We start from the raw sequence: 25,566 nt of genomic DNA, 5'->3' as shown, positions 1-25,566 counted from the left end.
CGTCGGCCGCCGGCGGTGTCCCGATGCCGCGGCGGTCCGGGGGCGGGGGGCCTGCTCCCGCAGGGTTCCGGGGCGGAGCGCTCTGTGGGGCGGCGTCGACTCCGTACCCTGGCGGCATGCGCATGCGCCCCACCCTGAGCTGGACCCCTGCCGCGGACCTGCCGCCGGGCACCACCGACCTGGAACCGGTCGTCCGGGCGCTGAGCACCGGCGGTGTGCTGGTGCTCAGCGGCGCGGGACTCTCCACGGAGTCGGGCATCCCGGACTACCGGGGCAAGGACGGGAGCCTGAGTCGGCACACCCCGATGACCTACCAGGACTTCACCGGCAGCGCGCACGCGCGGCGCCGCTACTGGGCGCGCAGCCACCTCGGCCTGCGCACCTTCGGCCGTGCCGTCCCCAACGCCGGTCACCGGGCCGTGGCCGCCTACGCGCGGCACGCGCGTGTCTCGGGTGTCATCACCCAGAACGTGGACGGCCTGCACCAGGCCGCCGGCAGCGAGGGCGTGGTGGAACTGCACGGCAGCCTGGACCGGGTCGTCTGCCTCTCCTGCGGCGTCTACAGCCCGCGCGGTGAACTCGCCCGGCGGCTGGAGGCCGAGAACCCCGGCTTCGACCCCGTGGCCGCCGGGATCAACCCGGACGGTGACGCCGACCTCACCGACGCGCAGGTCGGGGATTTCCGCGTCGTCCCCTGCGCCCGGTGCGGCGGTGTCCTCAAACCGGACGTGGTGTTCTTCGGTGAAGCGGTTCCGCCGCTGCGCGTCGAGCACTGCCGGCGGCTGGTCCGTGACGCGTCCTCGCTGCTGGTCCTGGGCTCCTCACTGACAGTGATGTCCGGGCTCCGGTTCGTCCGCCAGGCGCACCAGGAGGGAAAGCCGGTGCTGATCGTCAACCAGGACCCGACCCGGGGCGACCCGCTCGCCCTCACCCGGGTCGCGCTCCCTCTCGGGTCGGCCCTGACCACCGTGGCCCAGCGGTTGGGCATCCCGGTCGACGGCGGGTCCGCGGGCTGAGACGGCGCCCGGGTCCGCCAGTGGTGGAAAGCGGCGCATGCGAACAGAATTGTGATCCGTAGGACTGTCTTCTCACAGCCGCGCACCACAAGGCCGGTGTTCCGCCGACGAAGGGTGGAAGACATGCGGCACTACGACCTCGTCATCCTGGGGGCCGGCAGCGGCAACATGCTGCTGTCCGAGGAGTTCGACCAGCTGCGGATCGCCATCGTGGAGCCGGACCGTTTCGGCGGCACGTGCCTGAACCGGGGGTGCATACCGAGCAAGATGTTCGTCGTCACCGCGGACGCCGCGGAGGGAGCGCGGGAGGCGAGGCGCCTCGGTGTGCACGCGACTGTCTCGCACGTCGACTGGAAGTCCGTCCGGGACCGCGTGTTCGACCGCATCGATCCGCTGCACGAGAGCGCCGTGCAATACCGCAGGAGCCAGGGCGTCGACGTCTTCACCGAGGCGGCCCGCTTCGTGGCCCCGAAGGTGCTCGAGGTCGGGGCGGAGCGGATCACCGCCGAGACGTTCGTCGTCGCGGTCGGGTCACGGCCGGTCGTGCCGGACATCCCGGGGCTCGACACCGTGCCCTTCCACACCTCGGACACGATCATGCGGATCGACGACCTGCCCGGCTCCATGCTGGTGCTCGGCGGCGGGTTCATCGCGGCCGAGTTCGGCCACGTGTTCACTTCGTTCGGCGTGGACGTCACCATCGTGCAGCGCGGGCCGCGCCTGCTCATGGCGGAGGACGAGCAGGTGTCGCGGCGCTTCACCGAACTCGCCGCACATCGGCACCGTCTGCTGCTCGATTCCGAGGCCGTCTCCGTCGCACCGAAGGGGGACGGTGTGGCGGCGCGCGTGGCGGGTCCGGACGGTGAGCACGCCGTCGAGGCCGACATGCTGCTGGTGGCCGTCGGCCGCATACCCAACACCGACCGGCTGCGGGCCGTCGACGGCGGACTGGAGCTGGACGAGCACGGCCACGTCGTCACCGACGGCGCCTACCGCACGTCGGTGCCCGGGGTGTGGGCACTGGGCGACGCGGTGAACCACTTCCAGCTCAAGCACGTGGCGAACGCCGAATCGCGGGTGGTACGGCACAACATTCTCCATCCGCAGGACGTGCGGATGCTGCCGAACGCGGTGGCGCCGCACGCGGTGTTCACCCACCCGCAGATCGCCGGTGTCGGACTCACCGAACAGGAGGCGCGGCGGCGCGGCATCGACTGCCTGGTGAGCGTCCGCGACTACGCCGACACCGCCTACGGATGGGCACTGGAGGACACCACCAGTTTCGTGAAACTCCTCGCGAGCCCCGCCGACCGCCTGCTCCTGGGCGCGCACATCATCGGGCCCCAGGCCGCCACGCTCATCCAGCCCCTGATCCAGGCCATGTCCCTGGGCCTGACGGTGGACCGGATCGGGCACGACGTGCTGTACATCCACCCGGCCCTGACAGAGGCCGTCGAGCAGGCGTTGCTGGAGCTGTAGTCGGGCGCGACGGGCGATGCCGACGCGGACGATCAGGTGGTGACGATCAGGCGTTGACGTCGAGGACGACGCGGAACCGCGCCTTGCCGGAGAGCATCCGCTCGTAGGCGTCCATGGCCCGCTCGAAGGGCATCCGCTCGATGGCGGGGCGGATGCCGTGGGCCAGGGTGAAGCCGAGGTTGTCCTCGTTCTCGATCGACGAGCCGGTCAGGCTGCCGACGATGCTCCGGGTGCCGAAGATCAGATCGGCGGTGGACACCGACAGGGGGTCGGGCGCGGCACCCACGACGACGAGCTTCCCACCGGGCGCCAGACCGCGCAGCAGCGGGTTCATCGACGCGCCGCTCGACGCCGTGGCCACGACGAGCGAGGCCCCGCCCAGGTCGGCCAGGGCCGCACCGGGGTCGGTCTCCGAGCTGTCGATGTACTCGTGGGCGCCCAGCTCACGGGCGAGCGGCTCCTTGTCCTTGCCACGGGCGACGGCGGCGACCCGGTAACCGAGGCTGCGCGCGTACTGGAGGGCCAGGTGGCCCAGCCCGCCGATGCCCTGCACGGCCACCAGGCTGCCCGCCCGGACGGAGTCCTGCTGGAGGGCGGAGAAGGTGGTCAGACCGGCACACAGCAGCGGGGCGGCCTCGGCCGCGGCCATGCCGTCGGGGATGCGGACCAGTCCGCTGGCGCGCGCGTAGGTCACCTCGGCGTAGCCGCCGTCGACGTTGGTGCCGGTCTGCCCCTGGTCGAGGCAGTTGACGAAGTCACCACGGCGGCACGGCTCGCACTCACCGCAGTGGCCGTTCAGGAAGCCGACGCCGACGCGGTCGCCGGGGTGCCAGGCGGTGACGCCCGGCCCCACGGCGTCGATGACGCCCACGATCTCGTGACCCGGCACGATCGGACTCGACGGGTCGGCGCGCAGGCCCTCCACGGCGAGGACGTCGGTGTGGCAGACCCCGCAGGTCTCCACCCGGAGGCGGACGTGTCCGGGCGCCGGATCGACCGGCTCACGCTCGACCAGTCGCAGGTTGTGGACTCCGGTGGCCTCGAAGGCTCGGTAGGTGCTGGACATGGAATCTCCTTGGTACCGCCCGCCGGGTGTGGTCCCGGCTGGGCTCGGTGTGCGCTGCGATTCCAATATGACCAGTCGTCTTAGTTGGCGTCAAGCGGCACCGCCCGGGGCGCGGGCGCCGCGTTCGGGGATTGACAGCAGCCAAGACGACCGGACATATTGATCGGGAGGTGATCCGAATGGCACGTGCGTCGAAGCGCGAGGAGATCGCGCAGGCGGCACTGGAGCAGTTCCGCACCCGGGGCTTCAACGCCACCGGCATCAGCGACATCACCTCGGCCGCCGGCGCCCCGAAGGGTTCTTTCTACAACCACTTCGCGAGCAAGGAGGCCAGCGCCCTGGAAGCGCTCGACCGCTATGCCGTCGGCCTGCGCTTCGACATGCTCGACACGGCCGGGCGCCCCCCGCTGGAACGCCTCAGGGCGCACTTCGAGTTCATGGGCTCGGACACGGTGGACAGCGGCTTCGTCCGCGGCTGCCTGGTCGGGAACTTCGGTGCCGAGGTGGCCGACCACTCCGAGGAGATACGCTCGGCGGTCCAGCGCGGCTTCCAGCAGTGGGCCTCGCACATCGAGCGGGTACTCGCCGAGGCCCAGGAATCGGGCGAAGTCAGCCCCTCGCTCGACCTGCCGGCGACCGCGCTCTTCGTTCTCAGCGCCTGGGAAGGTGCCCTGATCGCGGCTCGCGCCGACAAGTCCGCCGCCCCCATGGACGCGTTCTTCCACATCGTGTTCGACGTCGTGCTCCGCTGAGCCCGCCGGTCACGAAGGAACGGCCCTGCGAGTAGCGCCCCGATTCCGTGCGGTGGTGGGGCGCTACTCGTCGCGGCTTTCCCGCTTCCCGCCTACGACTGCGGGCGACTGCTCCAGATGACGCCGCGGTCCTCGCATTCGAGATCGGATGCGACCGGGCCTTCTCCCCCGCGCTCGGACCGTCATGTGAAGTGGTTGGCAACTACCTTGTGGAGTTCCCAGTTCCTCAGTTTCTCGAAGCCGCACGGATCGACCGGCTTCCCCGCGCGGGCCGCGGCAACGGGGTCCGTGATCCCGTCCAGGTTGAACGAGATCTTCGTCGTGGACTGGATCGGTCCGGCGACATCACCGAAGAGGCTCTGCCATCCGGCGCGGACGAGGTCCTTGTCGGAGAACCTGTGCGTCCAGCCGTCGATCTTGATGTTCTTCGGCGACACCAGCTCGAGGAACTCCCACGCCGACTTCGGGCATCCGTCGGCCGCGGCCTGGGCCTGGTCGTCGGTGCACAGGTAGACGCCCGCCTCGTAGGTGACGACCAGGTCGAACGTCGCGTCACAGCCCACGAACGCGGCGTCCGGCATCCCGGGCAAGTCCCGATCCGCCGGGAGCTGACAATCTGCACGGTGGATTCGTCCGGCACGGAGAACACGCCCGTCCTTGGCGTAACCCTCGTCGTTGCCCGCGGCCTTGTCGGCGGCGGCCGCGTCCTCGGCGGCCTGCTGCTGCTCGGTGATCGGCGAGGGTCGGCACAGGGCTCAAAGCAGGCTGCGCCACGAGCCGTTGGGGCCGTCCGGCCGCGCTCATCCGGTTCCCCGTCCCTACGACGGACGCACCGTGGAGGACGACCTCCGCCGGCGCCCATCGCACGTCGGTGCCCGGGGTGTGGGCACTCGGCGACGCGGTGAACCACCTCCAGCTCAAGCACATGGCGAACGCCGGATCGCGGGTGGTACGGCGCACCATCCTCCGTCCGCGGGACGTGCGGGCGCTGCGCCGAAACGACGCATGCCGTCACTCTCACGAGTTGCACGGTCACACACGGACAGATAGCGTTACTGACAGTGAAGTACCGCGATCCGCGGTTCTCGACATGCGCGCACTCCCTCTCCGCGCCGACGAGTCGACTCGTTGAAGCCACCCTCCCTTCGCACGCTGCGCGACTGCGGACCCACCCAGGAATTCTTCAGGGAGATCCACCGTGCCCGAGTTTCTTCGTTCGTACTCCCGCAGGAAGTTCATCTCCACGTCGGCCACCGCGGTGACCGCCGCGACGGGGGCATTCGGTCTTCGGGCCTGGAGGGACTCCGGAGAACCTGAATCGCCGAGTGAGCGGCAGAGTGTCCGCCCCTTTCACGTGCACGTACCGGAGCAGGAACTGGACGACCTCCGCCGGCGCATCAAGGCGACACGATGGCCCGACCGCGAGACCGTCCGCGACCAGTCGCAGGGTGTCCAGCTGGCCACGATGAAGGAGCTCGCCCACTACTGGGCAACGACGTACGACTGGCGGAAGATCGAGACGAAGCTCAACTCCCTGCCGATGTACGTGACGGAGATCGACGGACTCGACATCCAGTTCATCCACGTCCGCTCTCGCCACGCCGACGCCCTCCCGGTCGTCCTGACCCATGGCTGGCCGGGTTCCATCCTGGAGTTCCTGAAGGTCATCGGACCGCTCAGCGACCCCACCGCCCACGGAGGCCGCGCCGAGGACGCCTTTCACCTGGTCATACCGTCGATGCCCGGATACGGCTTCTCGGAACGGCCGACGGCCACCGGCTGGAATCCCGACCGCATCGCCCGTGCGTGGACCGTGCTGATGGAACGCCTGGGCTACCGGCACTACGTCTCCCAGGGCGGTGACTGGGGCGCGGTGATCTCCGACAAGATGGCCGTGCAGAAGCCCTCCGGGCTGCTCGGAATCCACGTGAACTTCCCGGCCACCATCCCGCCGGACATCGCTGAGAAGCTCGCCTGCGGTGACCCGGCACCCGCCGGTCTCAGTCCGGACGAGAAGGCGGCCTACGGCCAGATGGCCGCCTTCTACAAGACGGGGTCCGGCTACTCGGCCATGATGGTCACCCGCCCGCAGACCGAGGGATACGGGCTGACGGACTCGCCCGTCGGACTGGCTGCCTGGATGTACGACAAATTCGCGGCATGGACATACAGCGGCGGCCACCCCGAGCGCGTACTCACCAAGGACGAGATGCTCGACGACATCACCCTCTACTGGGTGACGAACACCGCGGTCTCCTCGTCGCGTCTCTACTGGGAGAACAACGCCAACAACTTCAACGCCGTTTCCGTGTCGATCCCGGCCGCCATCACGGTGTTCCCCGGCGAGATCTACCAGGCCCCGCGCAGCTGGGCGTCACGCGCCTACCACGACCTCTTCTACTACCACCGTGCCCGCAGCGGGGGCCACTTCGCGGCCTGGGAGGTCCCGGGAATCTTCACGGACGAACTCCGCGCCGCGTTCGCACCGCTGCGCGGCTCCCGGCCGTCCGCCGGCAAGTAGACGCTCCGCGGACAGGAGCCACCGCCCCGGCATCCGGGGCGGCGCGCTGTCCGCCGACGCCGGGGTCGTACCGCCCGGCTCCACCGAGTCCGGGTCGCTGAGGCCCGACTTCCAGCTGACCGGTGAGGGGGTGTCCGACGCGACCGGGCACCCCTCACCAGGTGGGTCACCTGATGCCGGTCGTGGCGATTCCCTGGACGATCTGGCGCTGGAAGACCAGGAAGACGGCGATGAGCGGGATGAAGCCGAGGACCGAGGAGGCCATGATCTCGGCGTACTGGGGGCTGGTGGCGTCCACCAGTGAGGCGAGTCCGACCGGGATGGTCTGGGACCTGGTCTGGCTGAGGACCAGCAGCGGCCACAGGAAGGAGTTCCACGAGCCGATGAAGGTGAGGATCGCGACCGTGGAAACCGCCGGGCGGCAGATCGGCATGCAGATCGTGGCGTAGACGCGCCACCAGCTCGCGCCGTCGATGCGGGCCGCCTCGATCAGCGCCGTGGGGATGCCGCGGAAGAACGAGTGGAAGACGAACACCGAGATCGGTGCCGCGACCGACGGGAGGACCAGCGCCCAGAACGTGCCGAGCAGGTGGAAGGACCGGTACTCGATGAACTGGGGCAGCACCAGCGCCTCGGTCGGCAGCATCAGGCCGGCGGTGACGACGGCCATGACCAGGGCCCGGCCGCGGAAGCGCAGAAAGGCCAGGGCGAATCCGGCCATCGAGCAGAACGCCACCGTGAAGATCACGGCCAGTGACGAGATGACCAGACTGTTGAGGTACCAGGTGCCGATCGGGTGGTTGTCCCAGGCGGTGGAGTAGGCGTCCAGCGACCAGCCGCCCGCGAAGATCGACGTGGGGCTCTGGGTGATGGCCGCGTCGTCGCGCAGCGAGGTGATCAGAGCCCACGCGAAGGGCACCAGCCAGATCAGGGCGAACAGGGTCAGACAGGTGGCGCAGAGCCGGTTGAAGAGCTTGGCGCCGTTGACCGCGTCCTTCGGTTCGGCGGTCCGCGGCTGGGTGATGGTGGTCATGGGTCCTCCGCTCAGGCCGCGCTGCCGGCCGCGCGACGGCGCCGCAGCCCGTACCAGGCCGCCGAGATCGCGACGATGATGACGAAATACACCATGGTGGCGGCAGCGCCGTAGCCACCCCGGTAGGCGGTGAAGCCGGTGTCGTAGATGTACTCGATGACCGGCCTGGTGGACTGGTTGGGTCCGCCGCCGAGCAGCTGGTAGATCTGGTCGAACACCTTCAGCGAGGCGAGGATCTGCAGGATCAGCACCAGGCTGGTGGTCCGGCCGAGCAGCGGGACCGTGATGTGGCGGATCTGCTGCCAGGGGCTCGCGCCGTCGATGGCCGCCGCTTCGTAGACGTCCGCGGGGACGTCCTGGATGGCGGCGGTGTAGAGGACGAAGTTGAAACCGAACGTCCACCACACGGTCATCAGCACGACGGCGGTCCAGCCGCCCGAGGTGCTGCCGATGAAGTCGGGCACCGGCAGCCCGACGGCGCCGAAGACCTTCGGGATGAGGCCGATCTGCGGGGTGTACATCCAGAGGAAGATCAGGGTGACCACGGAGGACGGCACCACGTACGGCACGAAGAAGGCGATGCGGTAGAAGAGCCGGCCGCGGCGGATGCCCGAGGCGAGGATGGCGACGCCCAGCGCGAGGATCACCAGCGGGGGCGTGGTCAGCAGGGTGAAGAGCACCGAGTGCCACATGCTCTCCCAGAAGAGGGAGTCGGTGAGCACCTCGCGGTAGTTCGACAGGCCGACGAAGTCGCCGAGGCCGCTCTTGACGGTGGTGGTGTTGAAGAAGCTCAGCACCACGCCGACGAGCAGCGGTCCGACCAGGAACAGCAGGTAGATCACGAGGAAGGGGGCGGCGAGCAGTCTGCCCGCCCGGCGTTCGGAAGGGGTGGGCCGGTCGGTGGTGAGCTCTGCCGGGGATACGGCACGTACCGGTCGCGTCGGGACGGCGGTCGTCATGGTCACTGCCTCCTACTTCATCGTGACCGGCGGTCGGGAGGTGGTGTACCGCTTCAGGGCGGAGCGCATCGCGGCCGCCATGCCCGTGGGCGTGACGCGTCCGGCGAGCGCCTCGATGACCGTGCCGCCGATCACGCCCTGGAAGTCCGAGCCGGCGCCGGTGTACCAGGCCACCGGGTCGTACTGGGCGTTGAACGCGGCCTCGACGTAGTTGCGCTGCGGGGACTGGTCGAGGAACGCCTTGCTGCGCTGCGTCGGCAGCCAGGCGGGGATGTGGCCGCCCTCGGCCCACGTCGCGCTGCTGTCGAGGAGACTCCTGACGAACTTCGCCGCGTTACGGGTGCGGCTCTCGTCGCCGCGGTCGTCGCGCGGCAGGACCAGCGCGTGCGAGTCGGCGTACGCCACCGGCTTCGGGCCGAGCAGCGCGGGGAACGGCACGACGTTGAACCTGAGGTTCTTGACCTGCCGGTAGGTGGGGATCTGCCACTCGCCGTCGAAGAGGAAACCGGCCTTGCCGGTGCTGAAGAGGGCGTTGGCGCCGGCGCCGGTGAGGTTCTTCGGCATCAGGTCCGGGCCGGTCAGGCTCTGCATGAAGGCGACCGTCTCGCGCAACGCCTCGTCGTCGATGGCGATCTTCGTGCCTGAGTCGGTGACGATCGGGCCGGCCAGACCGGAGTAGACCATACTGAAGAAGCGCCAGGCGGTGGACGGGTCGGCGGTGATCGACATGACCGCGCCGTACTGGGCGCCGCCCGCGTCCCGCATCGCCTTCACCGCGCCGACGAAGTCCTCCTTGCCCTTGAGGGGCACGAGATCGTCGCCCGCGGAGTTCAGCAGGCCCGCCTTGCGGGCGATGTCCACGTTGTAATAGAGCACGAAGGGATGCGTGTCGAGCGGTACCGCGTAGGTGGTGCCGTCCACGGTGGCCTTCTGCCAGGCCGCCGGGGTGAACTTGTCCTCGGTGACGCCGAGTTCCCCGAGCGGCGTCCGTGCGATCGGCTCCAGCAGGCCGGAGGCGGCGAGCAGCGGAAGCCGCGAGAGGTGGGTGATGCCCACGTCCGGCGGCGTGCCGCTCGCGATGGCCAGCGCCAGCTTCGTGTAGTACGGGTTGCCCCATCCCAGGACGGTCGCCTCGACCGTCGTTCCCGGGTTGGCCTTCCGGAACGCCTTCTCCATCAGCACCATGTTGGCGCCGTCACCGCCGGTGAAGAGGTTCCAGAAGACGACGTCCGCCGTGTTCGGTTGCGAGCCCGTCAGGCCGGACGCGAGCGGGGAGGAGCACGCCGCGAGTCCTCCGGTCAGGGCAAGGCCACCGCCTAGGGCAAGAAACCGCCGGCGCGCCATCGCTCCGCTCATGGGGGTATTCACCTCGTTAATTCGATGTGAACTCGATGGCGCAGACCCTCGCACACGTTTTGCAACGATGCAATAGATCGCCGGGAAGAAGTCGTCGCGGGCCGCCGACGCGGCCCGGAGTCACTCCGGTACGGGCGTCCGGCGCGAGGATTCGCGGACGACCAGCCGGTACGGCGTGGCCTCCTGGGGAGCCGCCACCAGCACCCCTGCCCGCGCGTCCTCGCCCGGCGCGGCCTCCTCGGCCTCCCCGGGGGCCGCCATCTGCTCCTCCAGCAGGGTCAGCGAACGCTCGGCGATGGCGTCGAGGTCGGGGGCGACGGAGGTGAGCGGCGGGTGGGTGTACGCGGACTCCTGGACGGCGTCGATGCCGACGACGGCGACGTCCTCGGGCACCCGCACCCCGGAGGCGTCCAGGGCCCGCAGCGCACCGACGGCGAGCGCGTCGTTGAAGGCGAAGACGGCGTCGGGCAGCGGGCCGTCGCCCTCCAGCAGCTCGCGCACGGCCACGTAACCCTGCTCCCTGGTCCAGTCCTCGACCGGTACGACCAGCCAGTTCACCCGCCGCACCCGGGCCGCCGACATCGCCTGCTCGTACCCCTCGGTGCGCTGGCGGCCGTTCTCGCTGCCGTTGCGGCCGAGGGCGACGATCCGGCGGCAGCCCTGCTCCAGCAGGTGCTCGACGGCCGTGCGCGCGGCCGCCACGTTGTCGATGCCGACCCGCGGGAACTGGTCGCCGACACTGTGCTCACCCAGCATGACCAGCGGAAAGTCCGGCTTCTTGGCGGCGATGTCGCCGGCCGGCAGGGTCAGGGCGCTCAGCAGCACACCGTCGGCGACATTCGTCAGGCCGCCCTCGATGATCCGCCGTTCCACCTCGCTGTCGCCCGCGGTCGACTCGACGAGCACCGTGATGCCGCGCCGGCCCGCGGCCCGGATCACGGCCTGGGCGAGCTCGGCGAAGTAGGGCTCGGCGAGGAACGGCACCGCCAGGGCGATGAAGCCGGTGCGGCCCGAACGCAGGCCACGGGCCAGGTAGTCCATGCGGTAGCCCAGCTCGTCGAGCGAGCGCTGCACCTTCGCGCGGGTGTCAGGACTGACGTGCGAGAAGCCGTTGACCACGTTCGACACCGTGCGCACCGACACCCCGGCGTGCTCGGCCACGTCCCGCATCCGCACCTTGGCCACTGGGGCCTCCTTCCCGTCGTGACGGCACCCCGGTGTACGCCGGCCGGCCTCGATCGGGCGCCGGACCGGCTCTCCGAGTCTGCCGCACCGGGGAGCCCCGCCCTCATCGTCGCATCCCACTCGGGTATTGCATCGATGCAAACGATCACTCATGATGGCAGGGCTTCGATCGTGGAAACGCCTGTGCCGGGAATTCCGGAACAGGCAGGAGGAGGGTTCGTGAAGGCGAGCGAGCAGGACGGGACGTATCCGAGGCCGATCCTGCGGCGGGAGCGGTGGCACAGCCTCGACGGCGTCTGGGAGTTCGGGTACGACGACGCCCGCGAAGGCGAGCGCGACGGGTGGTTCTCCGATCCGGCGACGGGTGCGTTCGACCGGGAGATCACCGTCCCGTACCCGCCCGAGGCCCCTGCCTCCGGCATCGGCGAGACCACCGCGCACCCGGTGGTGTGGTACCGCCGCCGCATCCCTCACGAGGTCCTCGGCGTCGGCGGCGGCGACCGGGCGCTGGTGCACTTCGGAGCCGTCGACCACCGCGCGAAGGTCTGGCTGGACGGCCGCCTGGTCGCCGAACACGTCGGCGGTCAGACGCCGTTCACCACCGACGTCACCGACGCGCTGCGCCCCGGCGCCGCGGAGCACGTGCTCGTCGTCCGCGCCGAGGACGACCCGGCCGACCTGGCGCAGCCGCGCGGCAAGCAGGACTGGCAGGACCGCCCGCACGCCGTCTGGTACGAGCGGACCACCGGCATCTGGCAGACCGTGTGGGCCGAGACCGTCTCCGCGCAGCACCTGACCGACCTGGCCTGGATCCCCGATCCCAGGCGCGGCGTCGTGGCCGAGATCACCCTGTCCGCGGTGCCGGCCGCGCCGGTGAGCGTGGAGATCGTGCTGCGCCACGACGGTGAGGTGCTCGCCGAGTCCACCACCGCCGTCCGCACCCCGCGCAGCCGCGTCGACCTCGTCGTCCCCGCCCTGCGCAACGGAATCGACCGCGAGGACCTGCTGTGGAGCCCCGAGCGGCCCACACTGATCGACGCGCGGGTGACCGTCCGCGACGCCGCCACCTCCGAGTTGCTCGACACCGTCGACAGCTACGTCGGGCTGCGCAGCGCCGGCGTCGGCCGGGGCGCGTTCCTGCTCAACGACCGCCCCTACTACGTGCGTTCGGTCCTCAACCAGGGCTACCGCCCCGACACCCTGATCGCGAACTCCGGCACCGCCGAACTGCGCCGCGAGGTCGAGCTGATCAAGGCCATGGGCTTCAACGCGGTCCGCGTCCACCAGAAGGCCGAGGACCCCCGCTTCCTCTACTGGGCCGACCGGCTCGGCCTGCTGGTGTGGGGCGAGACCGGGGCCGCCTACGAGTACGGCACCGAGGCGGTGGAGCTGCTCACCCGGGAGTGGCTGGACATGGTGCGGCGGGACCGCAGCCACCCCTCGATCGTCACCTGGGTGCCGGTCAACGAGAGCTGGGGCTGCTCCGACATCGCGAACGACCCGGCGCAGCAGGCCTACACGGTCGCGCTCGCGAACCTCACCCGCGCGCTGGACCCGACCCGGCCGGTCATGTCCAACGAGGGCTGGGAGCACACCGACAGCGACATCATGGGCGTGCACGACTACTCCTCCGACCCCGATCTGCTCACCCGCCGCTACGGCGACGCCGCCGGGTTCGAGGCGCTGCTGGCCTCGCCGGGCCCGGCCGGGCGGACCCTCTCCCTGAACGCACGGCAGACGGAGCGCTACCGCGCCGGTGACGTCCCGCTGATGGTCACCGAGTTCGGCGGGCTGTCCGTGGGCGCGGAGGAGGACGAGTTCTCCTACACGCGGACCAGTTCGGACACGCAGTACGCCGCTCTGCTGGACGACGTCTTCGGGGTGCTGCACAGGAGCCCGATCGTCGCGGGCTTCTGCTACACGCAGTTCATGGACACCGCCCAGGAGACCAACGGCCTGCTCTACGCGGACGGTTCGCCGAAGCTGCCGCTGGAGACGATCCGCCGCATCGTCACCGGCAGCGAGTCCGCCCCCGAGGAGAAGCCGGAGTCACCGGCCCCGGCCGACTAGCGCGGTGACCCGCGGCGGACCTCGGCGCGCCGACCGCGCCGAGGTCTGCCCGTCCCTGCCCTGCTATCTGTACGAGATGGCCGTGGCAGCGCGGACGCTCTGCGGGGGCAGGGCGATCCGCAGTACGTGGGCGTCGGCGTCCCAGTGCCAGGCCGAGGTCGCCAACCGGGCACCGCCCGCGACTACTTGGTTGGGTGGCGTGTCGACACCGAGGAAGGACACCGTCCAGGTGCGCCGGGCTGCCTGCCCGGGGAAGGTTCCCCTGGCGGGTGCGATCCTCAGCAGGTGGGTTCCCTTGTGCTCGGCGTAGTGGATCCGGGTGGTTGCCGTACGGACCGGTTGTGAGGTGGTGCCGTCGTCCTCGTAGAGGGAGAAGGCGCCGGATGATCCCGTGGCCACGGTGACGGTGACCTTGTCGAGTGGGCTCTGGGTGTCGTGCGGCACGTTGTCGGACCGGGTGGTGACGATGCCGCCGGCCCGGACGAAGACCGGCATGGTGTCCAGGGTGGTCGCGATGTCGTACGTGGCTCCGCCGGCGGGTGCGGTGTAGGTGCGGCCGGTGAAGTAGTCCGTCCACCGGCCCGGCGGGAACCACACCGACGTGGTCGTGTCGGTGCCGGGGGCGGTGACGGGGGCGACCAGCATGTCGGGGCCGTAGAGGTACTCGCTGTCCGCCTTGGTGTAGGCGTTCTCCTCCTCCGGGTACTCGAGGTACATCGGGCGGACGATCGGCGCGCCGGTGGTCTCGGCTTCGTGCGCCAGGGTGTACGTGTACGGCACGAGCGCCTCGCGGAGCCGGAGGAACTTCTCGGCGGACCTCTGTGCTTCCGGGCCGTACTGCCACGGCAGTCGGTCGCTGTGGTTGCTGTGCAGCCGGTCGACGGGCTGGAAGGTGCCGAACTGCACCCAGCGTGCGTACAGGTCGTCGGGCAGTCTGGTGGTGCGGTGGGTCTGGCCGTCCGAGGTGTACGTCTCGGCTCCGGGGATGCCGTAGCCGTCGTTGTGGCCGCCGATGTCGTGGCTGACGGCGGCGAGGCCGGTGGCGGCCGACTCCCCCGGCGTGTAGCCGACCTCGGCGCGCAGGGTGCCCCAGTTCGAGGTGGTGTCACCGGTGAAGTGGAGGGTGCTGCGCTTGTCGGCCCAGGGTCCGGTGGGCAGGCCGACGCCGCCGCTGTAGCCGCCGGCCTGGAGGGAGCCGTAGGCACGGGACAGGACGAAGCCGCGGTCGCCGGTCTCGGAGGAGGTGAGGTCGGCGTACTGCTGGTTGATCCACGCGTCCGGGGTGACACCGGACCGGGAGGAGCGGGAGGCGTCACAGCACCAGTCGAGCCACCAGAAGTCGTTGCCGGCCCGGTCCATCGGCCGGTGCAGGTCGAGGTAGGCCTTGAGCTGGTCGGGGTCGCCGAAGTCGAAGGTGTAGCAGTCCGAGCCCGCGCTGCCCGCGCAACCGCCCTTGCGCAGCCTGCCCTTGGCCGTGGCCTGGGCCTGGGCGAACTCCGGGTCGGTGCCGAGGATGCTCGGGTGCACGTTCAGGGTGTTGTGGAGTCCCTGGCCGGTGGACCAGTCGAAGAAGCCCTTGGGGTCGGGAAACTTGGCCGGGTCGAAGTTCCAGCCGCTCCAGGTGTTGGGCGACTTGAAGTCGGTGTCCGTCACCAGCACGTCCAGGGGGACGTCCGCGGCGCGGAAGGCGGGCAGGATGGTGTTCTCGTAGTCGCTCGCGGTGCGGTCGATGTATTCGGAGTACCAGACGCCGTAGGCCCAGCGGGGCAGCAGCTGAGACGGACCGGTCAGGGTGGCGAGGTCGGACAGGCCCTGCTGGTAGTCATGGCCGAAGGCGAAGAGGTAGCCGTCCTGGTAGGGGCGGCCGTCATGGGCGGGGCGTGCGGACACCGTCCTGGTCGCGCTGTCGTAGACCGCGGACGCGGTGTCGTCGAGCAGGTACCAGCCGTCGCGGTGCAGCAGGCCGGGTGTGGTCCAGGGGGTGGAGTCGTTGTCGCCGTTGAGTCCGTCGAGGCTGCGGCGGTAGCCGCCCAGGGCGAGGTGGGGTGCGGGGGCCGCCTCGTCCTGACGGCTCAGCGCGAGGGTGTCGAGGTTGACGTGGCAGCTGGCTGCCTCCGGGCAGCTCAGGGCGACCTCGTCGGTGCCCGCCGTCAACTGGACGGGGACGGCGGCCGACTGCCAGGTGTCCCAGTTGTCGGTGGCCGGGAGCGTGAGGGTCCGGGAGGCGCCGTCGCCGGTGCCGACATCGATCGTGCGGGCCTGGTGCAGGCCGTCGCCACCCGTCCCGTTGGCGTAGCGCAGGTTCAGCACGTACGTGCCGTCCTCGGGTACGCCCGTGACACGGTCCGAGACACGCGATCCCTGGTTGAGTTCGGCGGTGAATCCGTAGCCGGCGTGGTTCTTGTGGTCCGTCGCGACGGTCGCGGACCCCGTCAGCAGGGCGTCCTCGGCCTCGCAACTGGTGCCGAACCGGCAGCCGTCGACCGTACTGCGCGCTCGGGAGGGGTAGTCCGCTCCGGAGGTGAGCAGGGCGAGGCTGTCGATGTTGACGCTTCCGGAGTCGGCCGCGGTGCGGTGCAGCCGCACGGTGTGCGGGCCGGCGCCGAGCGTCAGTGCCAGCCGGGCCACGCCCCAGGTGTTCCAGTCCGGCGTCGCGGGCAGCGTGAACGTCCGGTCGGCGCCGCCGTCCACGCTGAGGCTGAGGCTGCGGGCCTCGTGCCGGCCGTCGCTGCCCACGGCGTTGGCGTAGCGCACGGCGAGGTCGTAGGTGCCTGAGGCCGGTGAACTCATGTCCGCTTCGAGGGAGTTGTTGTCGACCTCGAATCCGGCGAGGAAGCCCTTGCCGGTGAATCCGCCGTGGTCGGCGGCGAGGCCCGGACCGTCGTACTGCTGGTCCTCGGCCTCGCACAGCGCGCCGACGGCGCAGACGTCGTGCTGCCAGGGCGCCGCCAGCACCGGAGTCCGGCCCGCCTTGAAGGAGGTGGTCAGGTTGTCGGCGTCGAACGGGCCGGAGCCGACCCGGTAGCGCAGGGTCATGGCGCTGGTGGAGATGGTCAGGACACCGTCGCTCACGGACGAGGTGTAGTGCGGCGGGGTGAAGGAGTCCCGGCCGATCGCGTTGAAGGTGGCACGGTCCTCGAAGTGGCCGTCTCCGGAGTACTCGGTCCGGATCAACGTCGGTGACAGGACCTCGAACCGGGCGTCGTCCACGCGCACCGTGGCGGTACGTGTCCTGGCGGGCGCGGAGCCCGCAGCCGCGACGCCCGGTGTGACCAGGCAGAGCCCCGCCAGCGCGCCGGCCACCACCGCGGCGACCGGCGTGCGGCGGGATCTCGACGAGAAAAATTTCACAGCACTCTCCGTCTCCGGCCCAGCCAGGTCTGGGCCACTACCACCACGGCCAGGAACGCTCCGCTGACGACCTGCTGGTAGGCGGAGTCGAGCGAGCCGATCTGGTTGATCACGTTCTGGATGACCTTCAGCAGCAGCACTCCGACCAGGGAGCCGCTGATGAAGCCGGAACCGCCGCTGAGCAGCGTGCCGCCGATGACCACGGCCGAGATGGCCTCCAGTTCCATGCCGTTTCCGAGGATGGTCACGCCGGACAGCAGCCAGGCCGCGTTGAGCGCGCCGGCGAGCCCGGCGCACAGCCCGGAGAGGGTGTAGACGGAGATCTTCGTCCGGGCCACCGGCGCGCCCATCAGGGCTCCCGCGTCCTCGTTGCCGCCGACCGCGTAGACGTACTGCCCGAACCTGGTCCGGCGCAGCACGACGGCGCCGAGCACGAACAGCGCCACGGTGATCCAGACGGGCACACCGATGCCGGCCAGGGAGCTCTGCCCGAGGGTGGCGAAGAAGGAGTCCTTGTCGACGAGGTAGGTCGTCGAGCCCTCGTCGGTGACGGCCAGCAGGATGCCCCGGGCGCCCAGCATCGCCGCCAGGGTGACGATGAACGGCGCGAGCCGGACCCGTGCGATGAGCACTCCGTTGACCAGGCCGATCAGTCCGCAGACGGCGAGCGGCAGCAGCAGGGCCACCACGGTGCCGTACCGCGAGCCCCAGGCGGCGAGGACGCCGCCGAGGGCGAACAGCGAGCCCACCGACAGGTCGATGCCGCCGGTGACGATCACGAACGTCATGCCGAGGGCGACCACGGCGAGGAACGCCGAGGACAGCGCCATGTTCTCCAGGTTGTCGCCCGTCAGGAAGGTGTCGAAGCTCAGCGACGCCACGGCCATGGCGATCACGAGGGTGACCAGGGCACCGTGCTGCTGCGCGAGTCCGCTCAGCCGCTCGGAGCGGTTCGTGGGCCCGGCAGCGGCGCCTTTGCGGCTCGCGGTGCCGGCCGGCGTTCCGGCCTCTTCGGCCTGCGTGGTCATCGCCTGCCTCGTTCCCGGGCCGCGTAGACGGCGAGGACGATCACCACGGCCTGGGCGATCTGGGTCCACGACGGCGGCAGATCGTGCTTGATGAGGGTGGTGGTGAGCAGCTGGATGAGCACCGCACCGGCGACGGTGCCGCCGATGCGTACCCGGCCGCCGCTGAGCGGGGTGCCGCCGACGACCACGGCGGTGATGGCCGAGAGTTCCATCAGGGTGCCGAGGGAGGTGGGGTCGCTCGCCGCGAGGCGGGCGGTGGCGAGCACGCCCGCGACCGCTGCGAGGGCGCCGGAGCAGACGTAGACCACGACCAGGACCCGGCGTACCGGGAGTCCGGCGAGCCGGGCGGCGGCCCGGCTGTCGCCGATGGCCAGGACCTGCCGTCCGAAGGTGGTGCGGCGCATCACGAACGCGACCAGCAGGGCGAGCGCCGCGGCGATGAGGACCAGGTAGGGCACGCCCGAGACGTCGCCGGAGCCGAGTGCCGCGAGGTCCGGGTCGTGTACGTCCTTGAGCTGGGGCAGCAGGACCAGGGCCAGGCCGCGTCCGGCGACCATCAGGGCGAGGGTGGCGACGATCGGCTGGACGCCGACGAACGCGATCAGCGCGCCGTTCGCGACGCCGACCACGGCACCCGTGATCACCGCGATCAGTGTGGCGATCCAGGGCCCGTAGCCGAGGTAGAGCGAGAGCAGGGAGGTGGCCAGGGCCATCACCGAGCCCACCGACAGGTCGACGCCCTCGGTACCGATCGCCAGCGCCATGCCCAGGGCGACGATGAGGACGGGGGCGACCTGGACGGCCTGGGTGCGGAAGTTCTCCGCGGAGGCGAAGTGCGGGGTGAAGGCGAAGTTGAACAGCAGCAGCACCAGGACGCCGGTGTACACGCCGTAGTCCTGGAGCAGGCGCAGCAGCCGGGCACGGTCCGGCGTGCCGCGGGCCAGGGTGAGTTCAGTCATCGCTCCCTCCAGCGGGTACGGCGGCGATGGCGCGCATCAGCTCGCCCTCGGTGACGGCGTCGCCGGTCAGCTCGCGGACCACGGCGCCGTCCTTGAGGACGACCACCCGGTCGCTGCCCTCGATCAGTTCCTCGGTGTCGGAGGAGATCAGCAGCACGGCCAGGCCGTCGTCGGCGAGTTCGTCGATGAGCGCCTGCACCTCGGCCTTGGCGCCGACGTCGATGCCGCGGGTCGGCTCGTCCAGCAGCAGGACCTTGGGATGCAGGGCGAGCCAGCGGGCCAGCAGGACCTTCTGCTGGTTGCCGCCGGACAGTTCGCCGACCGACTGGTGCGGTCCCGCGGCCTTGATGCGGAGCCGTTTCATGAACGTCTCCACGATCCGGTCGACCCGCGCGTCGTCGACGAGGCCGAAGCGGGACAGGCCGGGCAGTGCGGCGAGCGCGATGTTCTCGCGGACCGACAGACCCGGCAGGATGCCCTCGCTCTTGCGGTCCTCCGGCAGCAGGCTGATGCCGGCACGGATCGCGGCGGCGGTCGAGCCCGGCCGCACCGGGACGCCGGCGACGGCGACCCGGCCGGTGTCGGTGGGCAGGGCCCCGGCGATGGCCTTCGCGGTCTCGCTGCGGCCGGAGCCGAGCAGCCCGCCCAGGCCGACGACCTCGCCGGGGCGGAGCGACAACGACACGTTGCGCAGTCGGTGCCGGGCCGTCAGGTCCGTCGCGGTCAGGACCGGTTCGGCTTCGGTCTCGTGCGAGCCGGAGAACTTGGTCATGCCCTCCGCGCGCACCTCGCCGATCTCCCGGCCGAGCATCAGGGCCACCAGCCGCAGCCGGTCGAGGCCGGCGAGCGGGCCGGTGTGCACGACGCGGCCGTCGCGCAGGACGGTGATCGTGTCGCAGAGTTCGTACAGTTCGTCCAGGCGGTGGCTGACGTAGACGACCGCGACGCCGCGCTCGCGCAGCATGCGGATCACCTCGAACAGGGTCTGCACCTCGCGTGGTTCGAGCGAGGAGGTCGGTTCGTCCATGATGACCACGCGGGCGTCGACGGCGACGGCGCGGGCGAGCGCGACCATCTGCTGTGCGCCGACGCCGAGTTCGCGCAGCGGCCGGTGGACGTCGACCCGGATGCCGAGTCCGCGCAGTGCCTCGTCGGCCTCCCGGTGCATGCGCCGGAAGTCGATCAGGCCCAGCCGGTTCAGCGGTTCGCGGCCGAGGAACAGGTTGCGGGCCACGCTCATCAGCGGGACGAGGTTCACCTCCTGGTAGATGGTGGAGATGCCCGCCTGCTGGGCCTGCAGCGGGGTGCTGAAGCGGACCGGCTCCCCGTCGTAGGTCACCTCGCCGTGGTCGGGCCGGTACACGCCGGTGAGCACCTTGATCAGCGTCGACTTGCCCGCGCCGTTCTCGCCGACGAGCGCGTGCACGTGTCCGGCGCGCGCGGTGAAGTCCACGTCGGACAGCGCGCGCACGCCGGGGAAGGTCTTGGACAGCCGGGCGACCGAGAGCACGTCAGTAGGCCTTGCCGAGGTCCGACTGGGCGTTGCTCCTGTCGTAGGCACTGTCCTTGATGACGATGTCCTGCCCGACCTTGCCGCCCTTGGTGAAGGTGTCCAGGGTCTGGAAGGCGAGCGGCCCGAAGCGCGGGTTGGACTCGATGACCGCGGAGATCCAGCCGTCCACGATGCCCTGTACGGCGTTGCGGGTGCCGTCGATGGTCACGATCTTGACGTCGCCGGGCTTCTTGCCCGCGCCCTTGAGGGCGTTGACGGCGCCGAGGCCCATCTCGTCGTTCTCGGCGTAGATCCCGGTGATGCCGGGCTTGGACTGGATGAGGTTCTCGGTGACCGACTGGCCCTTCTCGCGGGCGAATTCACCGGTCTGGCGGAACACGATCTTCAGGCCGGGCGCCTTCTCCTTGATGCGGTCCTCGAAGCCCTTGGTGCGCTCGGTGGTCACGTTGTTGCCGGCCGAGCCGAGGAGGACGGCGATCTCGCCCTTGCCGCCGGTCGCCGCGATCATCTGGTCGGCGGCCCGCTTGCCCTGCTCGGTGAAGTCGGAGCCGATGAAGCTCACGTAGTCCTTGCAGGCCGTCGCGTTGATCTTGCGGTCGATGGTGACGATCGGGATGTGTTTGGCGGCCGCGGTACGCAGCACCGGCTCCCAGCCGTCGGAGTTGAGCGGTGCGATGACCAGGAGGTTCGCGCCCTTGGCGATGAGGTCCTGGACGTCGCTGATCTGCTTGGAGAACTGCGACTGGGCGTTGGCGGTGAGCAGTCTGACGCCCTGTGCCTTGGCTTCGGCTTTGATGGAGGCGGTCTCCGCGATGCGGAAGGGGTTGGCCTCCTTCTCGGACTGGGAGAAGCCGACGGTGGCGGTCTTCAGGTCGATTTTCCGTCCGCCGTAGGCGTCGACGGTGCAGGTCGGGCCGGCGGCGGTGCCGGGCGAGGCGACCGCCTGGCCGGCATTGTCCTGCCGGCCGGCGGAGGGCTTCGGGTTCGAGTCCTCGGACTTGGTGCAGCCGCTTGCGAGGGCGAGGCTCGTCACCAGGCCGGCGGCGAGAAGGGTTCGAGCGGAGGTGCGACGGGCAGGTGCGGTGGGCTTCATGAGTGTCCCCAAATGCCACGGCCCCGGAGCTGAGAGCGCTCTCGGGGGAGACTTGCTCTTGCGTCAACTGGGCGTGCTCGTCGTTCAGGGGAGGTTTTTACATCGTTGGAAGGGGCGTGTAAAGCCCTCCGTCCGAAATCTCGTCAACGTCGGCCCAGAGTGCTCTCCCGCTCCACCAGCCTGAATTCCGCGGTCAGTTCGCGGCCGCCGGGCTCCGCGCGGCCCGACAGGCTGCGCAGCAGCGAGGCCACGGCCATCTTCGCGATGGCCTGCTTGTCCGGTGACACCGTCGTCAGGGTGACGGCGCCGAAGCGCCCCTCCGCGATGTCGTCGAAGCCGACCACCGCCACGTCCCAGGGCACCCGCAGGCCCCGCTCGTGCAGCACCCGCATCGCCCCGATCGCGATCAGGTCGTTGAAGGCGAAGACGGCGTCCGGACGCACGCCCGAGTCCAGCAGCTCGGCCATGGCCCGCGCCCCGTCGTCCCGGTCCCAGCCGCCGACCGGCACCACCAGGCCGTCCGGGGCGGGCAGCCCGGCCGCCGCCAGCTCCGCGCGCCAGCCGTCCAGGCGCAGGTGGGCGGGCCGGTTCACGGAGTCGGTGCGCACGCCGAGGTAGGCGATCCGGGTCCGGCCGCGGCCCAGCAGATGGCGCACCGCGCACCGGGCCGCCGCCACGTTGTCGATCGCGATGTGGTCGAAGGGCAGGCCGTACTCGCGCTCCCCGAGCAGCACCAGCGGCACGTCGCCCGGCCGGCCCCGCAGGTCCTCGGCCTCCAGGGCCAGCGGGCTGAGGATCAGCCCGTCGATCACCCCGCCCCGAAAGCCCTGGCTGACCAGGATCTCCTGTTCGCGCTCGCCTCGGGTGTGGTCGAGCAGGACGGTGAACTCGTGCTCCGCGGCCGCGTCGATGACCGCGCCGGCCAGCTCGGCGAAGTACGGGTTGCCGAGCTCGGGAACGGCGAGCGCGATGATCCCCGTCCGGCCCTTGCGCAGATGCCGCGCCGTCAGGTTGGGCCGGTAGCCGAGCTCGTCGATCGCCGCCTGCACCCGGGCCCGCATGGCGGGGGTGACGTGCGGATAGTTGTTCACCACGTTGGACACGGTCTTGATCGAAACGCCCGCGCGTTCCGCCACGTCCCTCAGGCTGACCCGCAAGGGATCTCCTCAGCGTCGATGGGTGCCCCGCGCCCCCGGGATTGTCATGTCCCTGGACACAGGCCGAGAGCCGTGCTCTCATGCCAACTGCCGTTCCTTCCAACGTTGTACAGACAGAAGCAACGAGCCGCCACCCTTCCTCACCCAAGGAGGATTCGTGCGCATCAGACCTCTCGGGCAGCGCCTCGCCCTGCTGCTCGCCGCGGCACTGGGCCTGGCCGGCCTCACCGCTCCACCCGCCGCCACCGCGGCCTCCGCCGCGGCCGCCGCCTCCGCGGCCGACGATCCCGTCGAAGTCCACGGCCTCAGGGGCGACTACTACACCCAGTCCGCCCCCGGCGCCTTCGACTTCCACGAGCTCAAGGCCACCGGGTTCGACCCGAACCTCGACTTCGACACCCTGGAGCCGCGCCTGGACTTCGCCACCGGCCAGTCGGACGACGTCAGCGTCCGCTGGACCGGGAAGATCGTCCCGGAGAAGACCGGCCCCACCACCTTCTCCATCATCGGCGACAACGGCTTCCGCCTGTGGGTGGACGGCCGGCTGGTCATCGACCACTGGGTGGACGACTGGGACGTCGAACAGACGGGCCAGCCCGTCGAGTTGACCGCGGGCAAGCCCTACGACATCAAGGTCGAGTACTTCGAGCACTACGGCGGCTCCAATCTCCACCTGCGCTGGACCCCGCCTGGCGGCAGCAAGACAGCCGTACCTCAGTCCGCGTTCCGGCTGCCCGACGGCTACGACTACGACGGCGCCGTGTCCACCACCGTCCAGGCGAGCGGCCGTACCCTCGCCCTGGAGTTCGCACAGCCGCTCGGCTCGCCGCCGGCCGGACTCGGCGACCACCTGGACGCCGTGATCGGGGGCGCCGGCTGGCCCCTGGGCGACGCCCGGCTGGACTCCGCCGACCCCCGGAAGCTGCTGGTCACGCTGAAGGAGCCCGTCGTCGGCAACAAGACCGGCACCGCGTCCGGCCTCGCCGACCTGCGCTACGACGGTCAGGGCGGCCTGGCCGGCACGGATGGCAACGTTGTCGGCTCCTTCTGGAGCAGCGGTGCCAACAAGTCGACCTACGAGCTGCGCACCAAGTGGGCCGGCCAGGTCGGGCCGGACAACGCCCACCCCGAGTACCCGAGGCCCCAGCTCACCCGCGGTGACTGGCAGAACCTCAACGGCACCTGGCAGTTCGCCGCGGCCACGGCGGGCGAGCAGCCGCCGGTGGGCAGGAGGCTCGGCGAGAAGATCCTCGTCCCCTACCCCGTGGAGTCCCAGCTGTCCGGGCTCGAACGGCATGAGGATCGCATGTGGTACCGGCGCACCTTCACCGTTCCGGCCGGCTGGAAGATCGGCTCCGGCAGGCGGCTGCAGCTGAACTTCGGTGCCGTCGACTGGCGCGCCGAGGTGTACGTCAACGGCACCAAGGTGGCCGAACACCAGGGCGGCTACGACAAGTTCAGCGCCGACATCACCGACACGCTGAAGCCCGGCCGCACCCAGGAGCTGATCGTCGGCGTCTACGACCCCACCGACGCGGCCGACGGCGAGAACCCGCCGGTCGGCAAGCAGCGCCTGGACCCGAGCGGCATCTGGTACACGCCGACCTCCGGGATCTGGCAAACGGTGTGGATGGAGCCGGTGGCCACCGACCACGTCGACCAGCTCAGGCTCACCCCCGATGTCGACGCCGGCACCCTCACCGTCGAGCCGCAGGGCGTCCGCGACGGCCTGCCGGTCACGGCGACCGCCTACGAGGGCAGGCGCAAGGTGGCCACGGTCACCGGCCGCAGCGGCACACCACTGACCCTGCGCCTGCACAAACCCCGTCTGTGGTCGCCCGACGACCCGTTCCTCTACGACCTGAAGGTGACGGTCGGCGCAGACCGCGTCGGCAGCTACTTCGGGATGCGGTCGGTCAGGGTCGAGAAGGTGAACGGCGTCCCGCGCACCCTGCTCAACGGCAGACCGGTCTTCATGATGGCAACCCTCGACCAGGGGTTCTGGCCGGACGGGCTGTACACCGCCCCGACGGACGAGGCGCTCGCCTACGACCTGAAGATGCACAAGAGCATGGGCTTCAACGCGGTGCGCAAGCACATCAAGGTCGAGCCCGACCGCTGGTTCTACTGGGCCGACCGGCTCGGACTGATGGTGTGGCAGGACATGCCCGCCATGACGGCAGGGGTGAACCCGTCCACGCAGGCGCGCGCCGAGTACGAGCGCGAGATGAAGCAGATGATCGACGAGCACTACAGCAGCCCGTCGGTCGTCATGTGGGTCACCTTCAACGAGGGCTGGGGCCAGTACGACATGGCCCGCATCGCCGACCAGGCCAAGTCCTGGGACCCGACCCGGCTGGTCAACTCCATGTCCGGGCTCAACCTCGGCGAGGACGGCGGCACCGGCGACATCATGGACGAGCACGGCTATCCCAGTCCGGCCCTGCCACCCCATCCCGACGGCCGACGCGCCCTGGTCAGCGGCGAGTACGGCGGCCTCGGCCTGGCGGTGCCGGGACACGCGTGGTCGGTGCAGCAGTCGTACGTCGACGTCGACCCGGCGCGCTACACCGACGACTACCTGGCCAAGCTCGCCGAGGTCCACGCGCTGGCCTGCCGGGGCGGCAACGGCGCGGTGTACACCCAGATCTCGGACGTCGAGGGGGAGCTCAACGGCCTGCTGACGTACGACCGCAAGGTGGTCAAGCCCGACGTCCGACGGCTCAGGACGGCCCAGCAGGCGCTGATCTCCGACGCCTCACGGGCCACGCCGGCCGGGTGCGCCGCCTGACGCCCGACCGGAATCGGCGCCCGCCTCCCCGCGCCGCGCCGAGTGCCCTGCGCCATCCCTGAAAGGAGTGCGGTCCGCCGCCGCCCGAACGGCGGCGGACCGCCCCGTTGCTCCTGCGCACCCTCTGGACACGGTCCCCCGTCCGTGCTGTCATGCCGATTGGTCTCTACCTTCCAACGTTGAAATACCCCAGGCGCCCCGGTGACCCACTCCAGGGCCCTGGTCCCCGCACGTCCC

At 70.4% G+C, this 25,566-nt stretch carries 18 protein-coding genes; 6 read left to right on the top strand and 12 right to left on the bottom strand.

Annotation, left to right across the window (positions count from 1 at the left end; translation table 11 throughout):
• Positions 1 to 116: 116 nt before the first annotated feature.
• Positions 117 to 1,016, top strand: a complete 900-nt coding sequence (locus tag BLW82_RS41165; RefSeq protein ID WP_093507345.1) for an NAD-dependent protein deacetylase — start codon at positions 117 to 119, stop codon at positions 1,014 to 1,016.
• A 123-nt stretch (positions 1,017 to 1,139) separates the two neighbouring features.
• Entirely contained in the window at positions 1,140 to 2,495 is a 1,356-nt protein-coding gene (locus tag BLW82_RS41160) for a mycothione reductase (protein WP_093507343.1), read from the top strand.
• Positions 2,496 to 2,541: 46 nt separating this feature from the next.
• Here the strand turns inward: BLW82_RS41160 and BLW82_RS41155 are convergent, their stop codons facing one another.
• Positions 2,542 to 3,561 carry an alcohol dehydrogenase catalytic domain-containing protein gene (locus BLW82_RS41155; RefSeq protein ID WP_093507341.1) on the bottom strand — a complete coding sequence of 340 codons (1,020 nt, stop codon included), beginning with the start codon at positions 3,559 to 3,561 and terminating at the stop codon, positions 2,542 to 2,544.
• Between the two features lie 179 nt (positions 3,562 to 3,740).
• Here BLW82_RS41155 and BLW82_RS41150 point away from each other — a divergent pair, with 179 nt between their 5' ends.
• Positions 3,741 to 4,313 (top strand): TetR/AcrR family transcriptional regulator, encoded by a 573-nt coding sequence (locus tag BLW82_RS41150; protein ID WP_093507339.1) that lies wholly within the window; start codon positions 3,741 to 3,743, stop codon positions 4,311 to 4,313.
• Positions 4,314 to 4,495: 182 nt separating this feature from the next.
• On the opposite strand, the gene BLW82_RS44770 is transcribed toward BLW82_RS41150, so the two are convergent.
• Positions 4,496 to 4,903 carry a hypothetical protein gene (locus tag BLW82_RS44770; protein WP_218162396.1) on the bottom strand — a complete coding sequence of 136 codons (408 nt, stop codon included), beginning with the start codon at positions 4,901 to 4,903 and terminating at the stop codon, positions 4,496 to 4,498.
• A 608-nt stretch (positions 4,904 to 5,511) separates the two neighbouring features.
• Between BLW82_RS44770 and BLW82_RS41140 the strand changes: the two genes are divergently transcribed.
• Entirely contained in the window at positions 5,512 to 6,834 is a 1,323-nt protein-coding gene (locus BLW82_RS41140) for an epoxide hydrolase family protein (RefSeq protein ID WP_093507335.1), read from the top strand.
• A 166-nt stretch (positions 6,835 to 7,000) separates the two neighbouring features.
• Here BLW82_RS41140 and BLW82_RS41135 read toward each other — a convergent pair whose 3' ends face one another.
• The 4 genes from BLW82_RS41135 to BLW82_RS41120 form a co-directional block, all read right to left on the bottom strand.
• On the bottom strand, positions 7,001 to 7,867 hold the full coding sequence (locus BLW82_RS41135) for a carbohydrate ABC transporter permease (protein WP_093507333.1): 867 nt from the start codon (positions 7,865 to 7,867) through the stop codon (positions 7,001 to 7,003).
• A gap of 11 nt (positions 7,868 to 7,878) precedes the next feature.
• Positions 7,879 to 8,826 (bottom strand): carbohydrate ABC transporter permease, encoded by a 948-nt coding sequence (locus BLW82_RS41130; protein ID WP_093508558.1) that lies wholly within the window; start codon positions 8,824 to 8,826, stop codon positions 7,879 to 7,881.
• A gap of 12 nt (positions 8,827 to 8,838) precedes the next feature.
• Entirely contained in the window at positions 8,839 to 10,182 is a 1,344-nt protein-coding gene (locus tag BLW82_RS41125; protein ID WP_256216137.1) for an extracellular solute-binding protein, read from the bottom strand.
• Between the two features lie 120 nt (positions 10,183 to 10,302).
• A complete protein-coding gene (locus BLW82_RS41120; protein WP_256216136.1) occupies positions 10,303 to 11,367 on the bottom strand; it encodes a LacI family DNA-binding transcriptional regulator in 1,065 nt (354 codons plus the stop codon).
• Between the two features lie 219 nt (positions 11,368 to 11,586).
• On the opposite strand from BLW82_RS41120, the gene BLW82_RS41115 reads away from it, so the two are divergent.
• Positions 11,587 to 13,437: a glycoside hydrolase family 2 protein gene (locus BLW82_RS41115; protein ID WP_093507329.1), complete on the top strand. Its 1,851-nt coding sequence runs from the start codon at positions 11,587 to 11,589 to the stop codon at positions 13,435 to 13,437.
• A gap of 63 nt (positions 13,438 to 13,500) precedes the next feature.
• Here BLW82_RS41115 and BLW82_RS41110 read toward each other — a convergent pair whose 3' ends face one another.
• The 6 genes from BLW82_RS41110 to BLW82_RS41085 form a co-directional block, all read right to left on the bottom strand.
• A complete protein-coding gene (locus BLW82_RS41110; protein ID WP_218162429.1) occupies positions 13,501 to 16,728 on the bottom strand; it encodes a TIM-barrel domain-containing protein in 3,228 nt (1,075 codons plus the stop codon).
• Between the two features lie 56 nt (positions 16,729 to 16,784).
• A complete protein-coding gene (locus BLW82_RS41105; protein ID WP_177233230.1) occupies positions 16,785 to 17,816 on the bottom strand; it encodes an ABC transporter permease in 1,032 nt (343 codons plus the stop codon).
• On the bottom strand, positions 17,813 to 18,775 hold the full coding sequence (locus tag BLW82_RS41100; RefSeq protein ID WP_093507325.1) for an ABC transporter permease: 963 nt from the start codon (positions 18,773 to 18,775) through the stop codon (positions 17,813 to 17,815). The genes BLW82_RS41105 and BLW82_RS41100 overlap by 4 nt, the downstream gene beginning before the upstream one ends.
• Positions 18,768 to 20,285: a sugar ABC transporter ATP-binding protein gene (locus BLW82_RS41095; RefSeq protein ID WP_093507323.1), complete on the bottom strand. Its 1,518-nt coding sequence runs from the start codon at positions 20,283 to 20,285 to the stop codon at positions 18,768 to 18,770. The genes BLW82_RS41100 and BLW82_RS41095 overlap by 8 nt, the downstream gene beginning before the upstream one ends.
• Before the next feature lies 1 nt (position 20,286).
• On the bottom strand, positions 20,287 to 21,381 hold the full coding sequence (locus BLW82_RS41090; RefSeq protein WP_093507321.1) for an ABC transporter substrate-binding protein: 1,095 nt from the start codon (positions 21,379 to 21,381) through the stop codon (positions 20,287 to 20,289).
• A gap of 143 nt (positions 21,382 to 21,524) precedes the next feature.
• A complete protein-coding gene (locus BLW82_RS41085) occupies positions 21,525 to 22,538 on the bottom strand; it encodes a LacI family DNA-binding transcriptional regulator (RefSeq protein ID WP_093507319.1) in 1,014 nt (337 codons plus the stop codon).
• Positions 22,539 to 22,695: 157 nt separating this feature from the next.
• Here BLW82_RS41085 and BLW82_RS41080 point away from each other — a divergent pair, with 157 nt between their 5' ends.
• Positions 22,696 to 25,329, top strand: a complete 2,634-nt coding sequence (locus BLW82_RS41080; RefSeq protein WP_093507317.1) for a PA14 domain-containing protein — start codon at positions 22,696 to 22,698, stop codon at positions 25,327 to 25,329.
• The last annotated feature ends 237 nt before the right edge of the window (positions 25,330 to 25,566 follow it).

Source organism: Streptomyces sp. Ag109_O5-10, assembly GCF_900105755.1.
Lineage (GTDB): Bacteria > Actinomycetota > Actinomycetes > Streptomycetales > Streptomycetaceae > Streptomyces.
This window is presented reverse-complemented; position numbering and strand designations above follow the sequence as displayed.

Coding starts and splice junctions, on each gene's coding strand:
- BLW82_RS41165 (WP_093507345.1), top strand. CDS start 117: ATGCGCATGCGCCCCACCCTGAGCTGGACCCCTGCCGCGGACCTGCCG.
- BLW82_RS41160 (WP_093507343.1), top strand. CDS start 1,140: ATGCGGCACTACGACCTCGTCATCCTGGGGGCCGGCAGCGGCAACATG.
- BLW82_RS41155 (WP_093507341.1), bottom strand. CDS start 3,561: ATGTCCAGCACCTACCGAGCCTTCGAGGCCACCGGAGTCCACAACCTG.
- BLW82_RS41150 (WP_093507339.1), top strand. CDS start 3,741: ATGGCACGTGCGTCGAAGCGCGAGGAGATCGCGCAGGCGGCACTGGAG.
- BLW82_RS41135 (WP_093507333.1), bottom strand. CDS start 7,867: ATGACCACCATCACCCAGCCGCGGACCGCCGAACCGAAGGACGCGGTC.
- BLW82_RS41130 (WP_093508558.1), bottom strand. CDS start 8,826: ATGACGACCGCCGTCCCGACGCGACCGGTACGTGCCGTATCCCCGGCA.
- BLW82_RS41125 (WP_256216137.1), bottom strand. CDS start 10,182: ATGAGCGGAGCGATGGCGCGCCGGCGGTTTCTTGCCCTAGGCGGTGGC.
- BLW82_RS41105 (WP_177233230.1), bottom strand. CDS start 17,816: ATGACCACGCAGGCCGAAGAGGCCGGAACGCCGGCCGGCACCGCGAGC.
- BLW82_RS41100 (WP_093507325.1), bottom strand. CDS start 18,775: ATGACTGAACTCACCCTGGCCCGCGGCACGCCGGACCGTGCCCGGCTG.
- BLW82_RS41090 (WP_093507321.1), bottom strand. CDS start 21,381: ATGAAGCCCACCGCACCTGCCCGTCGCACCTCCGCTCGAACCCTTCTC.